Source organism: Psychrobacter sp. (assembly GCF_018260395.1).
Lineage (GTDB): Bacteria > Pseudomonadota > Gammaproteobacteria > Pseudomonadales > Moraxellaceae > Psychrobacter.
Genome location: NZ_JAGLBC010000197.1, coordinates 1 through 3,125, shown reverse-complemented (window position 1 = coordinate 3,125; position 3,125 = coordinate 1). Strand labels below are relative to the sequence as shown.

General features: G+C 40.3%; 2 protein-coding genes. Both read right to left on the bottom strand.

The annotated features are described in order from the left end of the window. Position 1: 1 nt before the first annotated feature. Positions 2–1,360 carry a GTP 3',8-cyclase MoaA gene (moaA, locus tag QZ265_RS10355; protein ID WP_296405908.1) on the bottom strand — a complete coding sequence of 453 codons (1,359 nt, stop codon included), beginning with the start codon at positions 1,358–1,360 and terminating at the stop codon, positions 2–4. Positions 1,361–1,682: 322 nt separating this feature from the next. After that, a complete protein-coding gene (gene glp, locus QZ265_RS10350; protein WP_296405907.1) occupies positions 1,683–2,972 on the bottom strand; it encodes a gephyrin-like molybdotransferase Glp in 1,290 nt (429 codons plus the stop codon). Positions 2,973–3,125 lie beyond the last annotated feature (153 nt).

Genomic DNA, 3,125 nt, shown 5'->3' with positions numbered 1-3,125 from the left:
ATTAACCACCAATCATAGACAAATTATTCATAATACCGCTATTAGATTCTGCCAAATGATGATGCTCAGGCTTTATCGGCATAAAATCATGCAACTTTTGCACCAAGCCTTGCACATCGTATTGTTGTAAATAATGCCGAATATCGTAACTGCCCTGATCAAATAGGCATAAATGTACTTTGCCTAGGCTACTGACTCTCAAACGATTACAGCTGTCACAAAAATGGGCGGCATACGGGGCAATCATACCAATACGACCGACATAATCAGGATGGCTGTATTCAATGGCTGGACCATCATTTGGTGAACGCTGGTTCGCCTGCCAGCCATTTTCTAATAAGTATTCGGTAATGAAAGCGGACTGAGCATGCTCGGCAAAAAACAAATCACTGTTGTCGCTAGTCTGCATAAACTCAATAAAACGATAGGTCACTGGGCGCGTTTTAACATAGTCCAAAGCTGACATTAAGCTGTTGTAAGCCGTGTTTTCCATTAAGATGCCATTTAACTTAAGCTTAATATCAGTGGTCTGCAGCAAAGTATCCATATCATCAAGTAGCTGAGGTAATATATCAAAGCCAGTCATTTGCTTAAAAGTGGCCGGATCAAAGCTATCCACACTAATGTTTAACTGGTCTAAACCCGCTTGATGCCAATTAGCGATATGCTTGGCTAATTTGTAGCCATTACTGGTCATCGCTACTGTCTCAATCCCAGGAGTGGCTTTCACCAAGCGAATGATATCAGTCACATCTTTACGTATAGACGGCTCTCCACCTGTTAGACGAACTTTCTTCGTACCGACTTGAGCAAAAGCTTGAATGAGTACCTCTATTTCTGACAAGCTCAACTCATTGTCTGGGCGAATACCTTGATAGCCATTAGGCAAACAGTAACCACAGCGAAAATTACAAAAGTCTGTAATCGACAAACGCAAATAAGTTAGTCGACGCGAAAAACCGTCTGTCAATGGCTCATCACTTTGCATAGAAGGGACTGCGGTCATCTTAGACGCAGACACTGACGCTTTGCTAGATTTTGCTATAGAGGTATAAGTATTAGAAGGTGGAATGCTAGCAGGTTTATTGCTTAAAGAATGAGTGTTAGACAGTACATTATTAATGTTTTTAGAATTAAAAGAATTAGCGTTTGTAAGAGCAGTATTGGCTCTGTTAAAAAAAGCAGAATCAAGGCTAGCATTTTTCGAAGGCATAGACTTTAGCTGTTTATACAACACAAAAGAGTGGTTAACAAAAGCAGGATTAACAGATGACAGTAGGTCATGACCATCAAACTTAGCTGTATTAGGGGAAGGTATATATAGCCTAGCATTCCCTAGGTTGGAATTTAGAGGGGTCATAGTGGGTACCGTACCAAGTCATTAAAATTTAATGTGCTCTAAGCGTTGCCTCAGGTTGTGGAATGGATAAAAAAATAAAAAACTTCATGCAGATATTAGCAATTGAATGTAAATATCTATTATAACAGGTTCAAAATGAATAGATACTCACACAAAGGATAAGGCTCACAACACATGTTATACCACTTTAGGGGTAGCATTTAGCAGTAGGTTTAAATAGTCTTAGGTTTAAATAGGCTTAGGTTTAAATAGTCTTAGGCTTAGATAGTCTTAAGTTTGGATAGATAGACTTTGAATGCCAAAATAACTTTAAGCCTAAATTTTAGGACCATGGAAAAAGCTCTACAGTCACCTCTTCTCCCGCCATAATATCGCCAGAATCCTTAGGAAGCACAATTAAACAATTGGCCAAGCTTAATTGCTTAATGCGGTGCGAGTCTTGCTTGCCGGCCGTACTGACCAAATACTCGCCAGCTTCATTTTGGCTTAAAAAACCTCGTTGATAATCGGCTCGCCCGGCTCTTTTTTTCACATCACAGCTCAAACGGGCGGTTACTTTAAGTGGCATAGGCATATCGTTTTTGGACACACCAGACATTTGCCATAAAGCAGGAATGATAAACTGTAAACTACCCACTACAGAGGATAAAGGATTACCTGGTAAACCGAAGTACAGTACTGGAACCGACAAATCCTGATTTAACTCGCCAAATACAAACGGCTTACCAGGTTTCATTGCCACTTTATAATGATTTATTTGACCTAGCTCTTCGATGATTGTAGTCAAAAAGTCGTAATCTCCTACAGAAACCCCTGCTGTAGAGATAACCACATCACACTCTTGCATCGCTTTACGTAGCACTTTTTTAGTACTCTCTAATTGATCAGGAATAATGCCATAATCATGAATCAACACTGGCAGATTAGCAAACATACTCTTTAAGGTAGGTGTATTAGAGTTGTAAATCTGTGCCAAGGTTTGTAAATTATCACCCACGGCTACCAATTCATCACCTGTTGCCAATACCCCTATAATAAGCGGTTTATACACCGTTACCTGCGCCAGACCTAAATTCGCTAATAGACTAATATCAGCAGGCGTGATTCGTTTACGCGCATGCAAGACCATCTCGCCTGACGCTATCTCTTCGCCTTGCTTGCGAATGTTGTCATCTACTTGAGCCTCTTGACTCAGCTTAATACCATAAGTTTGTGATTTATCGATACTGTGTTTGATCTGAGCAAAATTGGTATTTTCTTGCATGACCACGGTATCACAGTCGCTAGGCACCACAGCACCTGTAAAAATACGCACGCCCTGGCCTGCCTGGAGCGTACCGCTGAAAGCTGATCCCGCTTGTGACTCACCCACAATATTAATTATAGTGTCTGCTTTTAAGACGCTACCTTTTGCAATGGCATAGCCATCCATTGCGGATAAGTTTTGACGAGGCACATCAAAAGGAGAGACGATATCAGTGGCTAAAATATGATTTTGACTAGCCAATAAGTCGCGGCTCTGAGTATCACGCTTAGTAAGGGGGAAATCCTTTTCATTATAAACAGTAATACGCTCCGTAATGGCAGCTTTTAGCTCAGCAACAGTTATCATATATAGGCTCTATTTGGTTAAAGTATCGTTTATTTATAGTATCGTTCAATTTGTTTAATGACGCCTGATATGGATAATGATATGAACCATAACGTCCTAACTCATTCTACTCGCTCATAACCATATGTTGCAACGGTAGTGAATTTTATGAAA